General features: G+C 58.9%; 10 protein-coding genes, 4 tRNA genes, 6 rRNA genes and 1 pseudogene. 6 read left to right on the top strand and 15 right to left on the bottom strand.

Annotation, left to right across the window (positions count from 1 at the left end; all coding sequences use genetic code 11):
* Window positions 1-24 precede the first annotated feature (24 nt).
* Window positions 25-498, bottom strand: a complete 474-nt coding sequence (locus WKW80_RS17870; RefSeq protein ID WP_340364906.1) for an Lrp/AsnC family transcriptional regulator — start codon at window positions 496-498, stop codon at window positions 25-27.
* 960 nt (window positions 499-1,458) lie between these two features.
* On the opposite strand from WKW80_RS17870, the pseudogene WKW80_RS17865 reads away from it, so the two are divergent.
* Window positions 1,459-3,025, top strand: a pseudogene (locus WKW80_RS17865) (IS3 family transposase).
* 215 nt (window positions 3,026-3,240) lie between these two features.
* Here the strand turns inward: WKW80_RS17865 and rrf (WKW80_RS17860) are convergent.
* From rrf (WKW80_RS17860) to WKW80_RS17815, 10 genes are all read right to left on the bottom strand, one after another.
* A 5S ribosomal RNA gene (gene rrf, locus WKW80_RS17860) occupies window positions 3,241-3,353 on the bottom strand.
* A 146-nt stretch (window positions 3,354-3,499) separates the two neighbouring features.
* Window positions 3,500-6,372 (bottom strand): 23S ribosomal RNA (locus WKW80_RS17855).
* Window positions 6,373-6,686: 314 nt separating this feature from the next.
* Window positions 6,687-6,762, bottom strand: a tRNA-Ala gene (locus WKW80_RS17850).
* 13 nt (window positions 6,763-6,775) lie between these two features.
* A tRNA-Ile gene (locus tag WKW80_RS17845) sits at window positions 6,776-6,852 on the bottom strand.
* A gap of 100 nt (window positions 6,853-6,952) precedes the next feature.
* A 16S ribosomal RNA gene (locus tag WKW80_RS17840) occupies window positions 6,953-8,487 on the bottom strand.
* A gap of 570 nt (window positions 8,488-9,057) precedes the next feature.
* Window positions 9,058-9,170: ribosomal RNA gene (gene rrf / locus WKW80_RS17835) — 5S ribosomal RNA — on the bottom strand.
* Between the two features lie 146 nt (window positions 9,171-9,316).
* Window positions 9,317-12,189, bottom strand: a 23S ribosomal RNA gene (locus WKW80_RS17830).
* Between the two features lie 314 nt (window positions 12,190-12,503).
* A tRNA-Ala gene (locus WKW80_RS17825) sits at window positions 12,504-12,579 on the bottom strand.
* Window positions 12,580-12,592: 13 nt separating this feature from the next.
* Window positions 12,593-12,669: transfer RNA gene (locus WKW80_RS17820), tRNA-Ile, on the bottom strand.
* 100 nt (window positions 12,670-12,769) lie between these two features.
* Window positions 12,770-14,304: ribosomal RNA gene (locus tag WKW80_RS17815) — 16S ribosomal RNA — on the bottom strand.
* Together the 16S, 23S and 5S rRNA genes with 4 tRNA genes alongside form the textbook arrangement of a ribosomal RNA operon.
* A gap of 713 nt (window positions 14,305-15,017) precedes the next feature.
* Here WKW80_RS17815 and WKW80_RS17810 point away from each other — a divergent pair.
* Both WKW80_RS17810 and WKW80_RS17805 read left to right on the top strand, forming a co-directional pair.
* Window positions 15,018-16,916: an ATP-binding cassette domain-containing protein gene (locus tag WKW80_RS17810; protein WP_340364905.1), complete on the top strand. Its 1,899-nt coding sequence runs from the start codon at window positions 15,018-15,020 to the stop codon at window positions 16,914-16,916.
* A 78-nt stretch (window positions 16,917-16,994) separates the two neighbouring features.
* Window positions 16,995-18,722, top strand: a complete 1,728-nt coding sequence (locus tag WKW80_RS17805) for a phospholipase D family protein (protein WP_340364904.1) — start codon at window positions 16,995-16,997, stop codon at window positions 18,720-18,722.
* Between the two features lie 15 nt (window positions 18,723-18,737).
* Here WKW80_RS17805 and WKW80_RS17800 read toward each other — a convergent pair whose 3' ends face one another.
* Genes WKW80_RS17800 through WKW80_RS17790 form a run of 3 tightly spaced genes read right to left on the bottom strand, consistent with a single transcriptional unit; the run spans window position 18,738 to window position 21,479 of the window.
* Complete coding sequence (locus tag WKW80_RS17800; RefSeq protein ID WP_340364903.1) at window positions 18,738-19,706, bottom strand: Bug family tripartite tricarboxylate transporter substrate binding protein; 969 nt, start codon at window positions 19,704-19,706, stop codon at window positions 18,738-18,740.
* Window positions 19,707-19,746: 40 nt separating this feature from the next.
* On the bottom strand, window positions 19,747-20,103 hold the full coding sequence (locus WKW80_RS17795) for an AtuA-related protein (RefSeq protein WP_340364902.1): 357 nt from the start codon (window positions 20,101-20,103) through the stop codon (window positions 19,747-19,749).
* A complete protein-coding gene (locus tag WKW80_RS17790; protein WP_340364901.1) occupies window positions 20,100-21,479 on the bottom strand; it encodes an acyclic terpene utilization AtuA family protein in 1,380 nt (459 codons plus the stop codon). Before WKW80_RS17790 ends, WKW80_RS17795 begins: the two co-directional genes overlap by 4 nt.
* 91 nt (window positions 21,480-21,570) lie before the next feature.
* Between WKW80_RS17790 and WKW80_RS17785 the strand changes: the two genes are divergently transcribed.
* Complete coding sequence (locus WKW80_RS17785) at window positions 21,571-22,485, top strand: LysR family transcriptional regulator (protein ID WP_340364900.1); 915 nt, start codon at window positions 21,571-21,573, stop codon at window positions 22,483-22,485.
* 91 nt (window positions 22,486-22,576) lie between these two features.
* On the opposite strand, the gene WKW80_RS17780 is transcribed toward WKW80_RS17785, so the two are convergent.
* Complete coding sequence (locus WKW80_RS17780) at window positions 22,577-23,980, bottom strand: aminotransferase-like domain-containing protein (protein WP_340364899.1); 1,404 nt, start codon at window positions 23,978-23,980, stop codon at window positions 22,577-22,579.
* A 103-nt stretch (window positions 23,981-24,083) separates the two neighbouring features.
* Here WKW80_RS17780 and WKW80_RS17775 point away from each other — a divergent pair, with 103 nt between their 5' ends.
* Window positions 24,084-24,683: a LysE family translocator gene (locus WKW80_RS17775; RefSeq protein ID WP_340364984.1), complete on the top strand. Its 600-nt coding sequence runs from the start codon at window positions 24,084-24,086 to the stop codon at window positions 24,681-24,683.
* Complete coding sequence (locus WKW80_RS17770) at window positions 24,680-25,615, top strand: DMT family transporter (protein WP_340364898.1); 936 nt, start codon at window positions 24,680-24,682, stop codon at window positions 25,613-25,615. The genes WKW80_RS17775 and WKW80_RS17770 overlap by 4 nt, the downstream gene beginning before the upstream one ends.
* The last annotated feature ends 74 nt before the right edge of the window (window positions 25,616-25,689 follow it).

Genomic DNA, 25,689 nt, shown 5'->3' with positions numbered 1-25,689 from the left:
AAAATCGCGCCGTTCCAACAGTTTTTATACGGGAACTGCCGTTGTGGTCTTGACCCTGTCGAGCACAAAGCTTGTCTTGCAGTCTTCCACACTCGGGTGCTTGAGCAGCGTTTCCATGATGAAACGGCTGTAATGCGCCATATCGGCAACAACAACGCGCATCAAGTAGTCCATATCACCGGTTAACGCCGCGCATTCGACGACTTCCGGCCAAGTCTGGACGCTCGCGCGGAAGACGTCCATGGGATTGCGCTTGTGGATCTCCGTGTGTTTCTCGAGCCTGACGTTTATGTAGGCAGTGAGGCCCAACCCCACAGATTCGGGCTTGACAAGAGCAACGTATCGGTCAATGACGCGGCCTTCTTCGAGACGCTTGACCCGGCGGAGGACGGCGCTGGGCGAGAGGCCGACCTGTTCGGCAAGCTGCTCGTACGTCGCCCGCCCGTCTGCTTGCAGCGTGCGCAATATCAGGCGATCCAGCTTATCCAGTGCATCCATTGCGTCATTTTCGCAACCTTTCTGCGCCTGTGTATGTCCTCACCGATCCAAATCGGAGCTCGCGCACCCCATCGGGCCTTCGCGATAGACGCGATAGTGCCGTCACCCTACGGCGCATAGAAGGGAGCCCGGTTCATCTTTTCGGCGTAATGGAGCCAGTGGAATTCCGCCGCAATGGAGGCACGGCGCTTTCGGCATATTGGAGCCACTTGAGTGCAAGGGCCCTCGATTTTAGGCTTGTTGCGTGCTGAAGGGGTGACTTGATGAAGTCCCACGAGGCAGTGATGAGCCGAGGAGAATCGAAATGCTCCGGTACCGAATCGTCCCTAAGCCCATGCGCCGGCGGGCTTCCGCGCGAGAGATCGACCAAAGCCGCTACATGGGTCGCAGCAAGCCGCGGCGATGCACGCATTGGCCGACGGTTGGCTCGGCACGCTGGGCGCCTCTCCCGGAGGATGTCGAGACACCGTCGCCCTGGTCGCGCCGAAGCTGGCCGCGTCCACCGTTTCAACCGTTTCAACCGTTTCAACCGTTTCAACCGTTTCGACCGTTTCGACCGTTTCGACCGTTTCGACCGTTTCGACGCTCGAGCCGCAACGGCCTCTGCTGCCATTGTGCTCGTAAGGCTGGGAGACGGCCAGGTCAATATGGCAGTACGGCTGGGGGGCTGATAAACGTTGCGAGCGCATTGCCAGCGGCCTCGACCAGGCCCCCCGCGGCAGAATAGTTGTCGCCCCGATAGAGCTTGAATCTTTGAGAGGATCAAGCTCATAAATGGTGGTGGGAGGCTGTGTAGTTGTGGGCGAAGGCCGGCGCGGTGGGCAACGCGAGCGTTGTCCACGGCAAGCCGGCCGGTGCGCGAAGCGCATCGTCCACAAATGCACAGCCTGGGCCGGCGCCGAAGGCGCCGGCCCCCCTGCCGTCAACTTCAAAGCAAGGGGGCGATGGTGAGAGAACAAGTTGGCTCGATACGGACAAGCATTCAAGAACAAAGCGGTGGCAAGGTTGCTGCCACCTGAGAGTGCACCACTGGAAGTGGTGGCGCGCGAGATCGGAGTGAGCGCGGATACGCTGGAGCGCTGGCGCGGTGAGGCGCTGGCCAATCCCGCTCGCGAGCGGAACTGGACGGCGGCAGCTCGCCTGGAGGCCGTGATCACCATGGCGGCCATGGATGAGGTCGCCCGCAGCGCGTGGTGCCGTGAGCACGGCGTGTACCCGCAGCAACTGCAGCAATGGCGCCAGAGCGCGACGCAGGCGCTGGCCGAGCCCGAGGAGGCGCGCGCCAGCCCACAGCAGACCAAGCACGACCGTAGGCGCATCAAGGAGCTCGAGCGTGAGCTGCGGCGCAAGGACAAGGCCCTGGCCGAGACAGCAGCGCTGCTCGTACTGTCAAAAAAACTCGGGGCGATCTTCAACAAGGACAAGGGCGAGGACGAATGATCGGCCTCGAAGATCGCCAGAACCTGGCCCGAGAGATCGAAGCGGCTCACCAGGCCGGCGCACGGCTTTGCCTGGCCTGCGAGGTTGCCGGCATCGACGTGCGCACCCTGCAACGCTGGAAGGCCCACGAAGGGCTCGTATCGGGCGATGGCAGGCCCGACGCGCTACGGCCGACACCGGCGCACGCGCTGACGCCTGCCGAGCGCGAGCAGATCCTGCACGTAGCCAACGAGCCGCGCTTCGCCGACATGCCCCCGGCGCGCATCGTGCCCGTGCTGGCTGACGCGGGCGTGTACGTGGCCAGCGAGTCGAGCTTCCAACGGGTGCTGCGCCAGCACGGGCAGACGCGTCATCGTGGCCGTGCCAGGGCACCGCGCAAGAGTCGCCCGCCGACCACGCATGTGGCCACCGCGCCGCGGCAGCTGTGGTGCTGGGACATGACGTTCCTGCCTGCGGCGGTGATCGGGCGCTGGTTCTACCTGTATCTGCCTGGACGTGTACAGCCGCAAGATCGTGGGCTTCGAGGTCCACGACAGCGACGACGCCGACCACGCCGCGCATCTGGTCAAGCGCACGGCGCTGGCCGAGGGCATCCACGCGATGACAGCCAAGCCGGTGCTGCGTGGCGATAACGGCTCGACGCTGAAAGCCACGACGGTGCTGGCGATGCTGCACTGGCTGGGCGTCAAACCGTCGTACTCGCGCCCGCGCGTGAGCGACGACAACGCCTACGTCGAGGCCCTGTTCCGCACCGCGAAGTACCGGCCCGAGTTCCCGCACAAGGGCTTCACCGACCTCGCCGAAGCTCGGGACTGGGCCGCGCATTTCGTGCGCTGGTACAACCACGAGCACCGCCACAGCGGCATCCGCTACGTCAGCCCCGGCGCAGCGTCACGCGGGTGACGACGCGGCGATCCTCGCCGCTCGCCACGGGCTGTACCTCGAGGCTCGTGAGCGCAACCCCCGCCGCTGGTCAGGTGTCAAGCGGAACTGGCCCCCCATCGGTGCGGTGACCCTGAATCCTGAACGTGACTCCGTCGTCAAGACGCATTCGCAGTCTGTTGATTTACAGCCGTTGGCTGCATGAACGAGGCGACAACTACCTTGACGCGCGCCGCAGGCGACCAGGGGCGCGACCGGGGACCATGATTGTCCAGCAGCCTCAAGCGCCCCGGCGTCCACCCCAATTCAACCCGTATTGGCAACCAAATACTTAATTGCTTAATTGCTCAACCTGGAAAAGTCGGACGCACAAAGCAAAAAGCCCAACCTCACTGAGGTTGGGCTTTCTGGGCTGTAAGAGCCTGACGATGACCTACTTTCACACGGGAACCCGCACTATCATCGGCGCTGAGTCGTTTCACTGTCCTGTTCGGGATGGGAAGGAGTGGGACCAACTCGCTATGGTCATCAGGCATAACTTGTTGCCTGGTTGATCACGTGATCAGCCAGACGAATTCATAGAGTTTGGAATCAGCGCGCAAATGTCTTGCGCAGCTTTGAATATATTTTGAATGCGTCAACTTGGCATAACACCTTGATTCGACTGAATCAAAGTTATAGGGTCAAGCCGCACGAGCAATTAGTATCAGTTAGCTTAACGCATTACTGCGCTTCCACACCTGACCTATCAACGTCCTGGTCTTGAACGACTCTTCAGGGGGCTCAAGGCCCCGGCAGATCTCATCTTGAAACGAGTTTCCCGCTTAGATGCTTTCAGCGGTTATCTCTTCCACACTTAGCTACTCGGCAATGCCACTGGCGTGACAACCGATACACCAGAGGTGTGTCCACTCCGGTCCTCTCGTACTAGGAGCAGGCTTCCTCAAATCTGCAGCGCCCACGGAAGATAGGGACCAAACTGTCTCACGACGTTTTAAACCCAGCTCACGTACCTCTTTAAATGGCGAACAGCCATACCCTTGGGACCGGCTACAGCCCCAGGATGAGATGAGCCGACATCGAGGTGCCAAACACCGCCGTCGATATGAACTCTTGGGCGGTATCAGCCTGTTATCCCCAGAGTACCTTTTATCCGTTGAGCGATGGCCCTTCCATACAGAACCACCGGATCACTATGTCCTGCTTTCGCATCTGCTCGACTTGTCAGTCTCGCAGTTAAGCACGCTTATGCCATTGCACTATCGTCACGATGTCCGACCGTAACTAGCGTACCTTCGAACTCCTCCGTTACGCTTTGGGAGGAGACCGCCCCAGTCAAACTGCCTACCATGCACTGTCCCCGATCCAGATAATGGACCTAGGTTAGAACCTCAAACACACCAGGGTGGTATTTCAACGTTGGCTCCACAAGATCTAGCGACCCTGCTTCAAAGCCTCCCACCTATCCTACACAGATCTGTTCAAAGTCCAATACAAAGCTACAGTAAAGGTTCATGGGGTCTTTCCGTCTTTCCGCGGGGAGATTGCATCATCACAAACATTTCAACTTCGCTGAGTCTCAGGAGGAGACAGTGTGGCCATCGTTACGCCATTCGTGCAGGTCGGAACTTACCCGACAAGGAATTTCGCTACCTTAGGACCGTTATAGTTACGGCCGCCGTTTACTGGGACTTCAATCAAGAGCTTGCACCCCATCATTTAATCTTCCAGCACCGGGCAGGCGTCACACCCTATACGTCCACTTTCGTGTTTGCAGAGTGCTGTGTTTTTAATAAACAGTCGCAGCCACCGATTTTTTGCAACCCATTCATGCTCCGTTGTTCACTTCACACTAATAGGGCACACCTTCTTCCGAAGTTACGGTGTCAATTTGCCGAGTTCCTTCTCCTGAGTTCTCTCAAGCGCCTTAGAATACTCATCTCGCGCACCAGTGTCGGTTTGCGGTACGGTCGTGTGTAGCTGAAGCTTAGTGGCTTTTCCTGGAACCTCGTTCAGTCACTTCGCGAACAAGTTCGCTCGATCGTTGGCCTCGGTATATGTGCACCGGATTTGCCTAATGCACGCCTACTTCCAACTAAACCGGGATATCCAACACCCGGATGACCTATTAAGATCCGTCCCCACATCGCACTACACATCGGTACAGGAATATTGACCTGTTTCCCATCAGCTACGCATCTCTGCCTCGCCTTAGGGGCCGACTCACTCTACGCCGATGAACGTTGCGTAGAAAACCTTGCGCTTACGGCGAGGGGGCTTTTCACCCCCTTTAACGCTACTCATGTCAGCATTCGCACTTCTGATACCTCCAGCACGCTTTACAACGCACCTTCACAGGCTTACAGAACGCTCTCCTACCACTTGCAATAAATTGCAAATCCGCAGCTTCGGTAACTGGCTTAGCCCCGTTACATCTTCCGCGCAGGACGACTCGATCAGTGAGCTATTACGCTTTCTTTAAATGATGGCTGCTTCTAAGCCAACATCCTGACTGTTTTAGCCTTCCCACTTCGTTTCCCACTTAGCCAATTTTAGGGACCTTAGCTGGCGGTCTGGGTTGTTTCCCTCTTGAGTCCGGACGTTAGCACCCGGTGCTCTGTCTCCCAAGCTGTACTCTTCGGTATTCGGAGTTTGCCTTGGTTTGGTAAGTCGCCATGACCCCCTAGCCAAAACAGTGCTCTACCCCCGAAGGTAATACTTGAGGCACTACCTAAATAGTTTTCGGAGAGAACCAGCTATTTCCAAGTTTGTTTAGCCTTTCACCCCTATCCACAGCTCATCCGCTAGTTTTGCAACACTAGTCGGTTCGGACCTCCAGTACCTGTTACGGCACCTTCATCCTGGCCATGGATAGATCACTTGGTTTCGGGTCTACACCCAGCGACTGATCGCCCTATTCGGACTCGATTTCTCTACGGCTTCCCTATTCGGTTAACCTTGCCACTGAATGTAAGTCGCTGACCCATTATACAAAAGGTACGCAGTCACCCCTTACGAGGCTCCTACTTTTTGTAAGCACGCGGTTTCAGGATCTATTTCACTCCCCTCCCGGGGTTCTTTTCGCCTTTCCCTCACGGTACTAGTTCACTATCGGTCGATGATGAGTATTTAGCCTTGGAGGATGGTCCCCCCATATTCAGACAGGATTTCTCGTGTCCCGCCCTACTTGTCGTTAGCTCAGTACCACACAGGTCATTTCACGTACGGGGCTATCACCCGCTATGGCCGCTCTTTCCAAAGCGTTCCGTTATGTCTTGTGCTATCACTAACAGGCTCTTCCGATTTCGCTCGCCACTACTTTCGGAATCTCGGTTGATGTCTTTTCCTCGAGCTACTGAGATGTTTCAGTTCACCCGGTTCGCCTCGCATGACTATGTATTCATCATGCGATACCTTTCGGTGGGTTTCCCCATTCGGAAATCTCCGGATCAAAGCTAATTTGCCAGCTCCCCGAAGCTTATCGCAGGCTATCACGTCCTTCGTCGCCTATCATCGCCAAGGCATCCACCACGTGCTCTTATTCACTTGACCCTATAACTTTGACCTCTCTTGCGAGAATCAAAATCGTTTCAAGGAATTGCCAGGTCTTTCACCTGGCGCGTTATGCCGCACATTCAATTCGATTTGATTCGAAATTGAAGTTTCTTTTGACGCAATCAAAAATTCTATGTTGCTGATGGCACGGTCTGCACCAAACCTTTACGAATGTGCAGTTTCCACCAGCAACGCTGATTCGACTCTATGAATTTTTAAAGAACAGCCGATTGATCAAGAGATCCTGATCAACAACAAAACAGCCTCTTGCAAAGCTGCTTTGGTGTTGAATGAACAACAAGTATCGAAATTGGTGGAGGATGACGGGATCGAACCGACGACCCCCTGCTTGCAAAGCAGGTGCTCTCCCAGCTGAGCTAATCCCCCAGGATTAGATGGATGGTGGGTCTGGTTGGATTCGAACCAACGACCCCCGCCTTATCAAGACGGTGCTCTAACCAACTGAGCTACAGACCCAAGCCGGAACGCTTTGGACCAAGCCTGGCGCTCAGTCGCTGGGCGACAACCTTCCAACAACCGATAAGTGTGGGCGTTTAAATGAACTTGCTGTTTCCAGAAAGGAGGTGATCCAGCCGCACCTTCCGATACGGCTACCTTGTTACGACTTCACCCCAGTCACGAACCCTGCCGTGGTAATCGCCCTCCTTGCGGTTAGGCTAACTACTTCTGGCAGAACCCGCTCCCATGGTGTGACGGGCGGTGTGTACAAGACCCGGGAACGTATTCACCGTGACATTCTGATCCACGATTACTAGCGATTCCGACTTCACGCAGTCGAGTTGCAGACTGCGATCCGGACTACGACTGGTTTTATGGGATTAGCTCCCCCTCGCGGGTTGGCAACCCTTTGTACCAGCCATTGTATGACGTGTGTAGCCCCACCTATAAGGGCCATGAGGACTTGACGTCATCCCCACCTTCCTCCGGTTTGTCACCGGCAGTCTCATTAGAGTGCCCAACTGAATGTAGCAACTAATGACAAGGGTTGCGCTCGTTGCGGGACTTAACCCAACATCTCACGACACGAGCTGACGACAGCCATGCAGCACCTGTGTTACGGTTCTCTTTCGAGCACTAAGCCATCTCTGGCAAATTCCGTACATGTCAAAGGTGGGTAAGGTTTTTCGCGTTGCATCGAATTAAACCACATCATCCACCGCTTGTGCGGGTCCCCGTCAATTCCTTTGAGTTTCAACCTTGCGGCCGTACTCCCCAGGCGGTCAACTTCACGCGTTAGCTTCGTTACTGAGTCAGTGAAGACCCAACAACCAGTTGACATCGTTTAGGGCGTGGACTACCAGGGTATCTAATCCTGTTTGCTCCCCACGCTTTCGTGCATGAGCGTCAGTACAGGTCCAGGGGATTGCCTTCGCCATCGGTGTTCCTCCGCATATCTACGCATTTCACTGCTACACGCGGAATTCCATCCCCCTCTACCGTACTCTAGCTATGCAGTCACAGATGCAGTTCCCAGGTTGAGCCCGGGGATTTCACAACTGTCTTACATAACCGCCTGCGCACGCTTTACGCCCAGTAATTCCGATTAACGCTTGCACCCTACGTATTACCGCGGCTGCTGGCACGTAGTTAGCCGGTGCTTATTCTTACGGTACCGTCATGAGCCCTCTTTATTAAAAAGAGCCTTTTCGTTCCGTACAAAAGCAGTTTACAACCCGAAGGCCTTCATCCTGCACGCGGCATGGCTGGATCAGGCTTGCGCCCATTGTCCAAAATTCCCCACTGCTGCCTCCCGTAGGAGTCTGGGCCGTGTCTCAGTCCCAGTGTGGCTGGTCGTCCTCTCAGACCAGCTACAGATCGTTGGCTTGGTGAGCCTTTACCCCACCAACTACCTAATCTGCCATCGGCCGCTCCATTCGCGCAAGGCCTTGCGGTCCCCTGCTTTCATCCGTAGATCGTATGCGGTATTAGCACAGCTTTCGCTGCGTTATCCCCCACGATTGGGCACGTTCCGATGTATTACTCACCCGTTCGCCACTCGCCGCCAGGATTGCTCCCGCGCTGCCGTTCGACTTGCATGTGTAAGGCATGCCGCCAGCGTTCAATCTGAGCCAGGATCAAACTCTATAGTTCGATCTTGATTTGCACCCCATCTCGCGATGAGGCAAAACTCATAAAAAAAGAAATTGAAGTGAACTTCACTTCTATTCTCATGAGCGTTTAAAGTCTTGCGACTTTGTTCCGAAGAACTTGGCAAGTTGCCTTCAAACGCCCACGCTTATCGGCTGTAAATTTTTAAGGATCCAGACTCCAAGCATCGCTGCCTTTCGTCTTTTCACTTCGTTCGCTGCGATCAGCGAAGCCTGCTAGTCTAACACGATTTTTAAAAGCCGGTCAAACTTTTTTCGCTTTCCTCAACTTCCTTCGCATCCCGCCACAACCGCATCGCGGCTCCAACCAGACGCTGAAGCTGTTTCAGCGAAGCCTTCGATTATGACCCAGTTTTATCAACTTGGTCAAGTCCGAGGGACTTTTTTATTTTCTTGCATCCTTGCCCCCAGGGGGCCGGATGCGCGAAGCTTTTGACTCACAGCGCTTCAGAAGAGCTGCTTCGTCCATACGTTCACACTTTTGCACTTTTGAGGTGCTTACATAAAAAGGAAAGCCCAACCTCACTGAGGTTGGGCTTTCTGGGCTGTAAGAGCCTGACGATGACCTACTTTCACACGGGAACCCGCACTATCATCGGCGCTGAGTCGTTTCACTGTCCTGTTCGGGATGGGAAGGAGTGGGACCAACTCGCTATGGTCATCAGGCATAACTTGTTGCCTGGTTGATCACGTGATCAGCCAGACGAATTCATAGAGTTTGGAATCAGCGCGCAAATGTCTTGCGCAGCTTTGAATATATTTTGAATGCGTCAACTTGGCATAACACCTTGATTCGACTGAATCAAAGTTATAGGGTCAAGCCGCACGAGCAATTAGTATCAGTTAGCTTAACGCATTACTGCGCTTCCACACCTGACCTATCAACGTCCTGGTCTTGAACGACTCTTCAGGGGGCTCAAGGCCCCGGCAGATCTCATCTTGAAACGAGTTTCCCGCTTAGATGCTTTCAGCGGTTATCTCTTCCACACTTAGCTACTCGGCAATGCCACTGGCGTGACAACCGATACACCAGAGGTGTGTCCACTCCGGTCCTCTCGTACTAGGAGCAGGCTTCCTCAAATCTGCAGCGCCCACGGAAGATAGGGACCAAACTGTCTCACGACGTTTTAAACCCAGCTCACGTACCTCTTTAAATGGCGAACAGCCATACCCTTGGGACCGGCTACAGCCCCAGGATGAGATGAGCCGACATCGAGGTGCCAAACACCGCCGTCGATATGAACTCTTGGGCGGTATCAGCCTGTTATCCCCAGAGTACCTTTTATCCGTTGAGCGATGGCCCTTCCATACAGAACCACCGGATCACTATGTCCTGCTTTCGCATCTGCTCGACTTGTCAGTCTCGCAGTTAAGCACGCTTATGCCATTGCACTATCGTCACGATGTCCGACCGTAACTAGCGTACCTTCGAACTCCTCCGTTACGCTTTGGGAGGAGACCGCCCCAGTCAAACTGCCTACCATGCACTGTCCCCGATCCAGATAATGGACCTAGGTTAGAACCTCAAACACACCAGGGTGGTATTTCAACGTTGGCTCCACAAGATCTAGCGACCCTGCTTCAAAGCCTCCCACCTATCCTACACAGATCTGTTCAAAGTCCAATACAAAGCTACAGTAAAGGTTCATGGGGTCTTTCCGTCTTTCCGCGGGGAGATTGCATCATCACAAACATTTCAACTTCGCTGAGTCTCAGGAGGAGACAGTGTGGCCATCGTTACGCCATTCGTGCAGGTCGGAACTTACCCGACAAGGAATTTCGCTACCTTAGGACCGTTATAGTTACGGCCGCCGTTTACTGGGACTTCAATCAAGAGCTTGCACCCCATCATTTAATCTTCCAGCACCGGGCAGGCGTCACACCCTATACGTCCACTTTCGTGTTTGCAGAGTGCTGTGTTTTTAATAAACAGTCGCAGCCACCGATTTTTTGCAACCCATTCATGCTCCGTTGTTCACTTCACACTAATAGGGCACACCTTCTTCCGAAGTTACGGTGTCAATTTGCCGAGTTCCTTCTCCTGAGTTCTCTCAAGCGCCTTAGAATACTCATCTCGCGCACCAGTGTCGGTTTGCGGTACGGTCGTGTGTAGCTGAAGCTTAGTGGCTTTTCCTGGAACCTCGTTCAGTCACTTCGCGAACAAGTTCGCTCGATCGTTGGCCTCGGTATATGTGCACCGGATTTGCCTAATGCACGCCTACTTCCAACTAAACCGGGATATCCAACACCCGGATGACCTATTAAGATCCGTCCCCACATCGCACTACACATCGGTACAGGAATATTGACCTGTTTCCCATCAGCTACGCATCTCTGCCTCGCCTTAGGGGCCGACTCACTCTACGCCGATGAACGTTGCGTAGAAAACCTTGCGCTTACGGCGAGGGGGCTTTTCACCCCCTTTAACGCTACTCATGTCAGCATTCGCACTTCTGATACCTCCAGCACGCTTTACAACGCACCTTCACAGGCTTACAGAACGCTCTCCTACCACTTGCAATAAATTGCAAATCCGCAGCTTCGGTAACTGGCTTAGCCCCGTTACATCTTCCGCGCAGGACGACTCGATCAGTGAGCTATTACGCTTTCTTTAAATGATGGCTGCTTCTAAGCCAACATCCTGACTGTTTTAGCCTTCCCACTTCGTTTCCCACTTAGCCAATTTTAGGGACCTTAGCTGGCGGTCTGGGTTGTTTCCCTCTTGAGTCCGGACGTTAGCACCCGGTGCTCTGTCTCCCAAGCTGTACTCTTCGGTATTCGGAGTTTGCCTTGGTTTGGTAAGTCGCCATGACCCCCTAGCCAAAACAGTGCTCTACCCCCGAAGGTAATACTTGAGGCACTACCTAAATAGTTTTCGGAGAGAACCAGCTATTTCCAAGTTTGTTTAGCCTTTCACCCCTATCCACAGCTCATCCGCTAGTTTTGCAACACTAGTCGGTTCGGACCTCCAGTACCTGTTACGGCACCTTCATCCTGGCCATGGATAGATCACTTGGTTTCGGGTCTACACCCAGCGACTGATCGCCCTATTCGGACTCGATTTCTCTACGGCTTCCCTATTCGGTTAACCTTGCCACTGAATGTAAGTCGCTGACCCATTATACAAAAGGTACGCAGTCACCCCTTACGAGGCTCCTACTTTTTGTAAGCACGCGGTTTCAGGATCTATTTCACTCCCCTCCCGGGGTTCTTTTCGCCTTTCCCTCACGGTACTAGTTCACTATCGGTCGATGATGAGTATTTAGCCTTGGAGGATGGTCCCCCCATATTCAGACAGGATTTCTCGTGTCCCGCCCTACTTGTCGTTAGCTCAGTACCACACAGGTCATTTCACGTACGGGGCTATCACCCGCTATGGCCGCTCTTTCCAAAGCGTTCCGTTATGTCTTGTGCTATCACTAACAGGCTCTTCCGATTTCGCTCGCCACTACTTTCGGAATCTCGGTTGATGTCTTTTCCTCGAGCTACTGAGATGTTTCAGTTCACCCGGTTCGCCTCGCATGACTATGTATTCATCATGCGATACCTTTCGGTGGGTTTCCCCATTCGGAAATCTCCGGATCAAAGCTAATTTGCCAGCTCCCCGAAGCTTATCGCAGGCTATCACGTCCTTCGTCGCCTATCATCGCCAAGGCATCCACCACGTGCTCTTATTCACTTGACCCTATAACTTTGACCTCTCTTGCGAGAATCAAAATCGTTTCAAGGAATTGCCAGGTCTTTCACCTGGCGCGTTATGCCGCACATTCAATTCGATTTGATTCGAAATTGAAGTTTCTTTTGACGCAATCAAAAATTCTATGTTGCTGATGGCACGGTCTGCACCAAACCTTTACGAATGTGCAGTTTCCACCAGCAACGCTGATTCGACTCTATGAATTTTTAAAGAACAGCCGATTGATCAAGAGATCCTGATCAACAACAAAACAGCCTCTTGCAAAGCTGCTTTGGTGTTGAATGAACAACAAGTATCGAAATTGGTGGAGGATGACGGGATCGAACCGACGACCCCCTGCTTGCAAAGCAGGTGCTCTCCCAGCTGAGCTAATCCCCCAGGATTAGATGGATGGTGGGTCTGGTTGGATTCGAACCAACGACCCCCGCCTTATCAAGACGGTGCTCTAACCAACTGAGCTACAGACCCAAGCCGGAACGCTTTGGACCAAGCCTGGCGCTCAGTCGCTGGGCGACAACCTTCCAACAACCGATAAGTGTGGGCGTTTAAATGAACTTGCTGTTTCCAGAAAGGAGGTGATCCAGCCGCACCTTCCGATACGGCTACCTTGTTACGACTTCACCCCAGTCACGAACCCTGCCGTGGTAATCGCCCTCCTTGCGGTTAGGCTAACTACTTCTGGCAGAACCCGCTCCCATGGTGTGACGGGCGGTGTGTACAAGACCCGGGAACGTATTCACCGTGACATTCTGATCCACGATTACTAGCGATTCCGACTTCACGCAGTCGAGTTGCAGACTGCGATCCGGACTACGACTGGTTTTATGGGATTAGCTCCCCCTCGCGGGTTGGCAACCCTTTGTACCAGCCATTGTATGACGTGTGTAGCCCCACCTATAAGGGCCATGAGGACTTGACGTCATCCCCACCTTCCTCCGGTTTGTCACCGGCAGTCTCATTAGAGTGCCCAACTGAATGTAGCAACTAATGACAAGGGTTGCGCTCGTTGCGGGACTTAACCCAACATCTCACGACACGAGCTGACGACAGCCATGCAGCACCTGTGTTACGGTTCTCTTTCGAGCACTAAGCCATCTCTGGCAAATTCCGTACATGTCAAAGGTGGGTAAGGTTTTTCGCGTTGCATCGAATTAAACCACATCATCCACCGCTTGTGCGGGTCCCCGTCAATTCCTTTGAGTTTCAACCTTGCGGCCGTACTCCCCAGGCGGTCAACTTCACGCGTTAGCTTCGTTACTGAGTCAGTGAAGACCCAACAACCAGTTGACATCGTTTAGGGCGTGGACTACCAGGGTATCTAATCCTGTTTGCTCCCCACGCTTTCGTGCATGAGCGTCAGTACAGGTCCAGGGGATTGCCTTCGCCATCGGTGTTCCTCCGCATATCTACGCATTTCACTGCTACACGCGGAATTCCATCCCCCTCTACCGTACTCTAGCTATGCAGTCACAGATGCAGTTCCCAGGTTGAGCCCGGGGATTTCACAACTGTCTTACATAACCGCCTGCGCACGCTTTACGCCCAGTAATTCCGATTAACGCTTGCACCCTACGTATTACCGCGGCTGCTGGCACGTAGTTAGCCGGTGCTTATTCTTACGGTACCGTCATGAGCCCTCTTTATTAAAAAGAGCCTTTTCGTTCCGTACAAAAGCAGTTTACAACCCGAAGGCCTTCATCCTGCACGCGGCATGGCTGGATCAGGCTTGCGCCCATTGTCCAAAATTCCCCACTGCTGCCTCCCGTAGGAGTCTGGGCCGTGTCTCAGTCCCAGTGTGGCTGGTCGTCCTCTCAGACCAGCTACAGATCGTTGGCTTGGTGAGCCTTTACCCCACCAACTACCTAATCTGCCATCGGCCGCTCCATTCGCGCAAGGCCTTGCGGTCCCCTGCTTTCATCCGTAGATCGTATGCGGTATTAGCACAGCTTTCGCTGCGTTATCCCCCACGATTGGGCACGTTCCGATGTATTACTCACCCGTTCGCCACTCGCCGCCAGGATTGCTCCCGCGCTGCCGTTCGACTTGCATGTGTAAGGCATGCCGCCAGCGTTCAATCTGAGCCAGGATCAAACTCTATAGTTCGATCTTGATTTGCACCCCATCTCGCGATGAGGCAAAACTCATAAAAAAAGAAATTGAAGTGAACTTCACTTCTATTCTCATGAGCGTTTAAAGTCTTGCGACTTTGTTCCGAAGAACTTGGCAAGTTGCCTTCAAACGCCCACGCTTATCGGCTGTAAATTTTTAAGGATCCAGACTCCAAGCATCGCTGCCTTTCGTCTTTTCACTTCGTTCGCTGCGATCAGCGAAGCCTGCTAGTCTAACACGATTTTTAAAAGCCGGTCAAACTTTTTTCGCTTTCCTCAACTTCCTTCGCATCCCGCCACAACCGCATCGCGGCTCCAACCAGACGCTGAAGCTGTTTCAGCGAAGCCTTCGATTATGACCCAGTTTTATCAACTTGGTCAAGTCCGAGGGACTTTTTTATCGGCTTTTACAAACTCGCCTTTGGGGGCTTGTCTGCTGGATTCGCGCCTTGCGTTTCCTGCCGAGCCCACGAGTATATGCCATTTGTCGAGGTCCGCAAGCCCTGCCGTTGAAGGCCAAGAATTATCGGCGGAGCTGGCTTCTCCAGGCTTCGCCCCCGTGGGCACTCCCTTCCCCCACGCCAACTTACTTACTTAACTAGATGCCTGCTAGTTAGATGCCTGCTAGTTAGATGCAAAGGCGTTCCACTGTGGAAGCTGGCTCCGCCGCAAGCTGCGGCATGTGTCGGATCGGATAATCGCAGCCACATGGCACTCATCACACTTCTCGACGCCCAACTCGCGTTCGGTCACGTTCCGCTGCTTGATCATGCGGACTTCTCCCTTCTTGAATCGGAGCGTATTGGCTTGATCGGCCGCAATGGCACGGGGAAGTCCTCCATGCTGAAAATCCTTGGCGGCCTGGAGAAGGCTGACGACGGCACTCTTCAACTACAGCAGAACTTGCGGGTCGCCTATGTTGCGCAGGAGCCAGCGCTGGATTTGGAGGCAACCGTCTTTGCCGCGGCAAGCGAAGGACTGGCGCATGTGATTGCCTCGCGAGACATGTATTTGAATGCCGTGGAGGGCGCCGACCTGGACGCGCTCCAATCGGAGATCGAGGCTTACGATGCCTGGAACTGGGAACAACGGGTCGAAGAGACACTGCATCGGCTGCATCTGGACCCCGAGGCGCGCGTTGGCTCCCTCTCGGGCGGCACGCGCAAGCGCGTCGCGCTCGCCCAGGCGCTGGTGAGCGCACCCGACGTGTTGTTGCTCGACGAACCGACCAACCACCTGGACCTCGACTCGATCGAATGGCTGGAGCAGTTGTTGATCGACTTCAAGGGCAGCGTGGTAACCATCACCCACGACCGCAGCTTCCTGAACCGCGTGGCCACCCGCATCATCGAGCTCGATCGCGGCAAGCTAAGCTCCTATCCGGGCAACTTCGAGCAATACCTGGTGCAGAAGGAAGAGCAACTGGCACAGGAAGCAGTGATCAATGCCAAGGCCGACAAACTGCTGGCCCAGGAAGAGGTCTGGATCCGCAAAGGCGTGGAGGCGCGGCGCACGCGCAGCCAAAGTCGCATCACCCGCCTGCAGGAGTTGCGAGCGAGCCATGCGGCCCGCCGCAACGTGCAGGGGAGCGTCAACATGGACGTCGCTTCGGGGCAGTCCAGCGGGAAGATCGTGGCCGAACTGACCGATGCGTCGAAGTCGTTCGGCACCAAGACGGTGGTCCGAAATTTCAGCAACACCATCCTGCGCGGCGACAAGGTCGGCTTGCTGGGGCCCAATGGCGCGGGCAAGACGACGCTGTTGAAACTGATCCTGGGCGACCTGGAACCCGACAGCGGCAAGGTGAGGCGCGGCACCAACCTCGACATCGCGTATTTCGACCAGATGCGCGAAAAACTCGACCTCGACGCGACGCTGGAAGACTTCATAAGCCCGGGCAGCGAATGGATCGAGATCGGCAAGCAGCGCAAGCATGTGAAGAGTTACCTGAGCGACTTCCTGTTTTCGCCCGCGCGCGCCAATTCGCCGGTGCGATCGCTGAGCGGGGGCGAGCGAAACCGCCTTTTGCTGGCGCGGTTGTTTGCGCGGCCGGCCAACGTCCTGGTGCTCGATGAGCCTACCAACGACCTCGACATCGATACGCTGGAGTTGCTCGAAGACCTGCTGCAGAACTATGACGGCACCGTGTTCCTGGTCAGCCACGACCGTACCTTCCTGGACAACGTGGTGACCAGCACCATCGCCTTCGAAGGCGACGGCCGCTGGCGCGAGTACGAAGGCGGCGTGCAGGATTGGTTGATCCAGTCGAAGCGGGCGAGAGAAATCGGCTTGCAGCGTGCGGCCGCCGCGCCGGCGCCCGCCCCCGCTCCGGCCGCCGCGCCGGCGCCCGCTGCCGCGGCAGCAACCGCGCCTCGCAAGAAGCTCAGCTACAAGGAACAACGCGAACTCGAAGCGCTTCCGGGTCAGATCGCAGAACTCGAAGACGAACAGAAGCAGATCGCCGAACTGTTGGAGAAAGACGGCGGCGCGATCTATTCGACGGAAGCCTCGCGCGCCATCGAACTCGGCGAACGGCATGCCCACATCGACGACGAACTGATGGCAGCGCTGGAGCGCTGGGAAGAATTGAGCGCCGCGGCCCGCTGAGGCGAGCGCATCTGTCTGACGCGGTGGCGTGGCGCGCCGCGCTATACAAGCTGCAGTTGCAACTCTGACTGCCGCGCCATGTTCTGTCCGACACGCTGGGCCCTTGCGTTCATTGCGACTCTTTGCCTGCTGTCGACTGGTGGCTGCGCAGAGCAGCTTCCGACACAGGTGGACCGGCCGGTGTCGAATGCGCAGGCTTCGACCTCGGGCACGGCATTCGCAGCCCTCGTTGCGCAGCGCCATGACACGGCCGGCGCACGCTTCGGCTCCGGCTTCGTGTTGCTCGACGGACCGCAGGCCGCGTATGGGAGCCGGCTTGCGCTGGTGGAGGGTGCGCAGAAGACGCTCGACCTCCAGTACTACGCGATCCATGCCGATGCGAGCACGCGCCGCTTGATGAAGGGCGTTCGCGAAGCCGCGGCACGAGGCGTTCGCGTGCGCATATTGATCGATGACTTGCACAGCACCGGGCGCGATGCATTGGTGCTGCAGATGGCCTACGACAAGAACATCGAGGTGCGCCTTTTCAATCCGCTGGAAGGGGCTCGCGGGTCCACGCTGGGGCGCCTTCTCAATTCGATCGACGACGCCTCGCGCATCCAGCAGCGCATGCACAACAAGCTGTTCCTCGCCGACAACGTGCTGGGCGTCACGGGTGGACGCAACCTGGGCGACGCGTACTTCGGCGTGGGAGAAAGCGGCAATTTCGTCGATCTGGACGTTCTCGCGGCGGGGCCGATCGTGCAGGACCTGTCGCGCAGCTTCGATCGCTACTGGAACAATGAACGCGCCTATCCGGTGCAGTCGCTGGTGAAGCGCGAAGAACTCGATGCGATTCGCGACAAGGCCCGCGCCGAAGATGCGGCCAAGTCGCCGTACGATGCCCAGCCGGCCGATGCCCGGCGCGCCGTTGTGTGGGACGAAAAGGCGATGAATCTGCAGAGCGCGGAGTTCGTCTGGGCACCTGCCATGGTGCTGGTGGACAAGCCCGGCAAGATTGCCGCCAACAAGGAGGAGGCGGCGGCGCCTGCAACGGACGGGAGAGGCCGGGTGCGTGGTAATTCACCGGGGCTGGTAGTGACACGACCCGCCGGCGATCGGCACGTGGGCGCCGGCGCCGGAGGGCGGCAGTCGGCGATCCAGGGCGCCGCCAATGCCACCGCAGGCAGCGAAACGCTGGTCGAAGGCCTGCTCCAGCTCGTAGGGCAAGCGCAGAAAGACCTGTTGATCATCTCGCCCTACTTTGTGCCGGGTACGGAGATCACGCAGGCCTTTGCCGCCTTGCAAGCACGGGGCATCCGTGTGCGCGTGTTGACCAATTCACTGGCTTCGAACGACGCGCCGGTGGCGCATGTAGGCTACGCGCGCCACCGCGAAGCGCTGCTGAAATTGGGTGTCGACTTGTATGAGATGCGCAGCGAACAGGCGGGCGTCGCGAGCGCCTTCGGCTCGTCCGGCGGGGCGGTGACGGGCGAGTCGCGCTCGATGCTGCACTCGAAGGTGCTGGTGATGGACGGACGGCTGCTGGTGGTTGGATCCATGAACCTGGACCTGCGCTCGCAGAAGCAGAACACCGAAGTCGCGCTGCTGATCGCAAGCGCCGGCCTGTCGGGCCGTGCCACGGAAGTGATCGAGAAGACGATGCGCGAGGGCGCGTGGCACCTGGAGCTCGTCGACGGGCGACTCACCTGGCGCGCGCCTCAAGGCAGCGGTTTGAAGGACACCACGACCGAACCCGATGCGAGCGCGGGTTTGAAGCTCATGCTCAAGCTACTCGGGCCGCTGGCGCCGGACAGCATGCTCTGAGGTGTCTCTCCGCGCCTATTCCGCTTCGATGCCGGCCGCCTTCACGATGCTTCCCCACTTCTGCGATTCGCCGGCCTGGAATTTCGCCATCTCCTCAGGCGAACTGGTGAAAACCTCGGTGCCGGTCGGCTCATAGAACGCGGTCTTCGCCGCTTCGGTGCGCGCGGCCCTGACGAGCAGTTCGTTCAGGCGCTTGACCACGGCCGCCGGTGTTTTCGCGGGCGCATACGCGGCGAACCAGTAGCCCATCTCATAGCCCTTCACGCCGGCTTCGGCGATCGTCGGTACGTCGGGTGCGAGCGGCGAACGCTTGTTGCTCGACACGCCGAGCGCGCGGAGCTTGCCGGCCTTGACCTGTGGCAAGCCAGTCGCGGTGTCGGTGATCATCATGTTGATCTGACCGCCGAGCAGGTCGGTGACAGCGAGCGTGTTGCTCTTGTAGGGAACGTGCAGCAGCTTGATGCCGGCCATCTGCTGCAGCAGTTCGCCGGCCATGCGGCTCGAGGAACTGCCGCTGCCGAAGCTGTACTTGCCAGGCTCCTTCTTCGCGAGTGCGATGAATTCGGCCACGGTCTTTGCGGGGAACGAAGGATTCACGACCATGACCTGGCCGCCTTTGCCGAGGGCGGTGATTGGCGCGAAGTCCTTGACCGGGTCGTAGGGCAGCTTCTTGAACAGGTGCTCGTTGGCCGCGTGCGTGGTGTTGGTGGTGATGAGCACCGTGTAGCCGTCCGGCGTGGCCTTGGCCACGTTCTGGGCGGCGATGAAACCGTTCGCGCCAGCCTTGTTGTCAATGATCACGGCCTGCTTCGTCTCCGCCGCAACGCCATTGCCGATGGCGCGCGCGATCTGGTCCGTGGCGGTGCCGGCCGCGAAGGGCACGACGAAGGTGATGTTCTTGTCAGGGAAGCCGTCGGCCTGGGCCAGGGCCGGCGCCAGCGCGATGGCAGCGGCGGCGAAGGCAATGGCGTGGAAGCGGGTCATGGTGTCGTCTCCGGATGGTTTGAAAATTGGGATCGGGAAATCAGGCTTCGGCCGGGCCAGCCAGCAGGTGTTGCAGCTCAGCGGGCACGTGGATCGGCAGGTCGAGCAAGAGGAATGACAGCGACTTGCCATGCGCGTCGAGGTTCAGCGCATCGTTGACGCCGCCATCGAGCACGGCATCGAGCACGAAGTTCATCGCATGCAGGCTTGGAACGACGAAGCGCTGGACCCGGCTGGGCGCGCGATGGCGGAATTGCGCGGCGACGGCCTCGGGCGTGACCTGTTCGAGCAGCAGGGGGAACAGGTCGGCGTGCCAGGCGATCACGCTGATGTTGGAGCGGTCGCCCTTGTCGCCGGTGCGGCCGTGCGCAGCCCTGAAGAGAGGCACTGTCTTCATGATGACTCCACCATTTCGAAGCGCACCGGCACCGACTCACGCGGCACCAGGCACGAGATCGTGTTGAGCCGCGCGGTGAGCGTGGTACGCACGCCGCCGCCGCCGGCGGGGCCGCAGGTGTAAAGGGACATGACTTCGCGGCCGAGCCGCTCGGCCTCCGCGCGATCGCCGTGCGTGGCTGCCACGCGCAGGCGCACGTCGCGCGCACCGCTGTCGGGCGTGGCGGCCAGGGCGCGGCCAGTGTCGTCGGCCAGGATGCTGATGGCGCCGATCAGGTCGACGCGTAATGACAAGCCGCACAGGCGGCTGCGCAGCACGTCCGCGGCCAATCGCGCGCGCGCTTCGGCACGCGGGCCGGCGTAGGAGATCTCGCCTTCTGCCAGCCATCCGCCTTCATGGCAGACGTTGACCTTGTAGTGCGACGGCCGCGAATGGCCGCGCACACCGGAAAGCGCGACTCGATCGACGCCGATGGCGCGAACTTCGGCCTCGCCGATGTCGGCGATGACATCCGGCGTCAGATAGGCCTGCGGGTCGTGCACTTCGTAGAGCAGTTGCTCCTTGACGCTCGCCTCGCTCACCAGTCCGCCCGTGCCTTCGGACTTGCCGATGGTGCAGCGCCCATCGGCGTCGATCTCTGCGATGGGGAAGCCCACGTTTTCCAGGCCCGGCACGTCCTTGAAACCGGGATCTGCAAAGTAGCCGCCGCAGACCTGCGCGCCGCATTCGAGCAAGTGGCCAGCCATCGTGGCGCGACCCAGCTTGTCCCAAGCGTCTGCGCGCCAGCCGAAGTGTGACATCGCGGGGCCGACAGTCAGCGACGGGTCGGCCACACGGCCGCACACCACGATCTGCGCGCCCGCATCGAGCGCCGCGGCGATCGGCTCTGCGCCGATGTAGGCGTTGGCGCTGACGATGCGCAGCCCGTCGATCCGGTCGCCGAGTTGCTCGCGCAGCAAGGCACGTTGTTCGAGGGCCGAGAGGTCATCGCCCTCGACCACGGCAATTCGCGGCCCGGGCGCTCCGAGTTCACGTGCCATCCGCGCGATATGCATGGCCGCGGCGCGCGGGTTGGCGGCGCCGAAGTTGCTGACGATACGGATGCCGCTCGCCAGGCAACGCGCGAGCACCGGACGCAGCATCGCGTCAAGCAAGGGCTCGTAGCCGGAATCCGGATCGGTACGACGACGCAGCTGCGCGAGCGCGAGAGTGCGCTCGGCCAGGGTCTCGAAGACGAGGAACGCGCGCTGTCCGGCGGGGCCTGCCGCGAGCCGCGCGATCAGCGTGTCGACCACCGGGCCGGCCGCGTCGGTCCGGTCGCCGGAGAAGCCGGCTGCACAGCCGATCAACAAGGGGGGAGTGGAGGGAGAGGTCATGCTGTGGTGTCTCGCATGAGGTCGAATTTAGATGGACACTCGCCATCCGTAAAATCGAAAATTCAGATCGATTCATCCAAATATCAAATCGATGGCCGCCCCCGATCTTTCGACCCGACAGCTGCGCGCGTTCGCCGCACTGGCCGAGCAACGCAATTTCACGCGCGCGGCGCAGACATGCCACCTGTCGCAGCCCGCGTTCAGCGCATTGATACGCACGCTGGAAGACACGCTCGATGCCCGACTGTTCGACCGCGATACGCGCAGCGTGCAACTGACACCCGAAGGCCGCTTGTTCGAGGCATCGGCGCGGCGCCTGCTCGACGACATGCAAGGGGCAATCAGCGATCTGGCCGACCACGTGGAGCGACGCAAGGGTCGCGTGAGCGTGGCCGCGCTGCCGTCGCTTGCGGCCGGTTGGCTGCCGGGCATCCTCGCCGAGTTCATGAAGACGTGGCCCGGCATCGCGGTGGAACTGCACGATGCGTTGTCGGACGCGTGCATTGCACAGGTGCGGAGTCGACAGGCGGACTTCGCACTTGCCGCCACCGGCGCGGATGCCGCGTCGGCGAGCGACTTGCGGGGGCGCAAGCTGTGCAGCGACGGCTTTCACCTGGTGTGCCCCAAAGATCATCCCCTCGCCAAGGTGCCCAAGCTCACGGCAAGGCAACTGGCACCCTGGCCCTTCATCCAGATGGCGCGCAACAGCAGCGTGCGGCAGTCACTCGACGCCGCGCTGCACCCGCTGCGGCTCAATGCGGTATTCGAAGTGGAGCATCTGGCAACCGTGATGGGGCTGGTCGAGGCGGGCGTTGGCATCAGCGTGGTGCCGGCATTGACGTTGTTTCATTTCAAGCGCGAGACTTTGACAACGCGGCCATTGCCGGTGCCGGGGCTGACGCGGACGATCTATCTGGTGCAGCGGCGCGAGGGCAGCCTGTCGGTGGCCGCGCAGACGCTGCATGACCTGATCGTGGAGCGGATGGGGTCGTTGCGGTTCGAGTGAATGCAAGGGCGCCGAAGGGGTCGGCGCAGCAAGGTCGGGTGGTCCGTACCGCGCGCCGGACGCTGCTTTGCCACGAGGCACGCGACCCAGGTCAGCCCCGCACGCGCGCAAACACCTTCCAGAATTCCGCGTCTTGCGCCGTCGCAAAGTTGATCCGCATCAACGTGCTTGGCGGCCGCCGCGCATGGAACAGCGAGCCAGGCGCCAGCAGGTAGCCCTCGTCCAGCATGCGCTGCGTGAGCGCATCCGTGTCCACACCCGTGTCGACCCAGCCGAACAGTCCCGCCGGTTCGGAAACGAAAGTGCAGCCATGCGAGAGCGCAAGCTTCACCGTGCGGGCGCGCGCGCCGTCGAGGCGCGCACGAATGCGGTCGGCGTGGCGGCGCAGTTGTCCCTGGTCGATGCACCAGGCCAATGCGCGCTCGAACAGCGCGGGTGTGGTCAAAGTTGCGAGCAGCTTGGTTTCGAGCAGGCCTCCCAGCAACCCGGGCGGCGCCGCCAGGAATCCGATGCGCCAGTTCGGCGCGAGGATCTTGGCGAAGCCGCTCACGTAGATCGTGCGCTGCAAGCCGTCGAGCGCGCACAGCCGTGTCGCGTGCTCGGGTGCCAGGTGGCTGTACGTGTCGTCCTCGACGATGTGGAAGTCGTGCTTGTTCGCCAGTTGCAGGACCCGGTGCGCGCTGCCTGGCGAAAGGCTGTAGCCCGTCGGGTTGTGCAGCACGCTCACGCTCACGAACAGTTTCGGTGCGTGCGCCTCGCAGTACTTCGCCATGACGTCCAGGTCGGGGCCGTCAGCGCGACGCGGCACGGGGAGGATGCGCATGCCCAGGGATTCGAGCCGCGCGAACTCGATGGCCCAGCCCGGCTCCTCGACCATCACCGGGTCGCCGGCGCGCAGCAATGTGCGACTCACGATGTCCAGCGCATGCGTGGCGCCGATCGTCGTGATGATCTGGTCGGGCGCGGCCGGCACGTTGATGCTCACCAGCTTCTGCGACAGGCTGCGGCGCAGTGCCGTGTCGCCGAGCGGTTCGCCGTATTGCAGCGACAAGTCTTGCAGTGCACGTGTACTGGTCAGGCGGCGCAGCGAGGTCGGCATGAAGGTCGACTCCATCCAATCTGGCGGAAACACGCCCATGGCGGGTTGCGGCTTGTCGCTCTGCCGGTGGAACATGCCGCGGATCAGCGAACTGGCATCGGCCGGCAGCGGCGGCGCGCCGGCGTCGGCGACGACCGCACGCGGCGCGCGGCTCTCCTGCGCTGCCGCCGAATCGCGCACATAGAAACCGCGCTGGCGTCGCGCTTCGACCAGGCCTTGCGCAAGCAACTGGTCGTAGGCTGCAACGACCGTGTGCGGGCTCACGCCCTGTTGCCGCGCGCATTCACGCACCGACGGCAACCGTGCGCCGGGCGCCAGCAGGCGCGTGCGGATGCGTTCGGCAAAGCGGCCGGCCAGTTGCTCGGTCAGCGACTGCGTGGAAGTTCTGGTCAGCATGCGCGGTTTCTGATCTGTGTCCATGGACGAACCAATACAGACCCGACTCATGTCCGACCATCTGTATCGGTACTGTAATGGTCAACAGTTTAGAGTCTGTGCCATGAACTGGCAAGAATTCACAGCGCTGCTGGTGTTGGCCACGGCGATGAGTTTTTCGCCTGGGCCGAACACCACCCTCTCCACCGCCCTCGCGGCCAATGGCGGACTAGCGCGCGCGATGCGCTTCATCGTGGCAGTGCCAGTCGGCTGGACGCTGTTGCTTGCGCTGTGCGCTGCCGGCATCGGTGCGATGGTCACGGCCGCTCCAATGCTCCGACTCGCCATCAAGGGACTGGGCATTGCCTACTTGCTGTGGCTGGCCTTCAAGATGAGCAACAGCGGCACGCTGCGCAAAGCCGAAGGCGCGCTGCTCGACGTCGGCTTCGGCCAAGGCGTGATGCTGCAATTCCTGAACATCAAGGCCTGGCTGCTGGCGCTCACGCTGGTGGCCGGATGGATTGCCGGGCGGCCCGATGCGCTGCATCGTTTTGCGATCGTGGCGCCGGTCATGCTGATGTATGCCTTCGCCAGCAATTTCGCCTATGCCCTGGTCGGCGCGCTGCTGCGGCAGTGGCTGGCACATGGCACCCGCCTGCTGTGGTTCAACCGCGCGATGGCGGCGGTGCTGGTGTTGACGGCTTTCTGGATGTTCGAAACATGAAAATCAAGGACGAAACCCTGGGGATGTGGCTCGGCGTGCTGGGCGTGTCGTTCTTCGCGGTGACGCTGCCGATGACGCGGTTGGCCACGGGCACCGCTGCCGCGCCGCAACTCTCTCCCCTGTTCGTGACCGTCGGCCGCGCGGCGTTGGCGGGGGTCTTGTCGCTGGTCTTCCTGCTGGCGACCCGGTCGCCAGTGCCGCAACGCCATCAATGGAAGCCGCTGGGGATGGCGACGCTCGGCAATTGCCTCGGCTTTCCGCTGCTGCTCGGCTACGCACTGCGCGTGGTCACCGCGAGTCACGCGGCCGTGATCACGGCGCTGTTGCCGCTGGCGACCGCAGCCATCGCCGCGTGGGTGCTGCATCAGCGTGCGCGCTTTGGGTTCTGGGTGTGCGCAATCATGGGAAGCTTGCTCGTGGTGGCGTTTTCAATGCTGCGCGCGAGCCAGCATGGCAATGGTTTCGGGTTCGAATGGGCAGACTTGCTGCTGGTCGGCGCGGTCATCGCGGCGTCCCTGGGTTATGTCTATGGGGCACAGGTCACGCCGTCGCTGGGGGCGGAGCGCGTGATCTGCTGGGTCTGCGTGATGGCGCTGCCGGTCAGCTTGCCCGCGACGCTGGCGCTATGGCCGCAACAACCGGTGGCGACATCGTCCTGGGCGGGCTTCGTCTATGTCGGCGTGTTCTCGATGTGGGTGGGATTCTTTGCCTGGTATCGGGGGCTGGCGCTCGGCGGCGCGCTGCGGGTGAGCCAGACGCAATTGCTGCAGCCCTTTCTCTCGATCCTTGCCGCGGTTCCCCTGCTGGGCGAACCGCTCGATCTCGTGACGCTGGCCTTTGCAGCGGCCGTGGTGGGAACGGTGGTCATCGGCAAGAAGCTATCCCAACCCCGTGCGATTGCACGTCCCGCCACGGCTGGAGCGTCCTTGTGAGCGCCGGAGCGGTCCGCCCCCAAGCAAGCGCGCACCGCGGTGCGAAGCACGAAGGTTGTCCAATGAACACCGCC

The sequence above is a fragment of the Variovorax humicola genome (assembly GCF_037889915.1).
GTDB classification, from domain to species: domain Bacteria; phylum Pseudomonadota; class Gammaproteobacteria; order Burkholderiales; family Burkholderiaceae_C; genus Variovorax; species Variovorax humicola.
The sequence above is the reverse complement of the archived record's forward strand: the minus strand, read 5'-3'. Positions and strand labels throughout refer to the sequence as shown.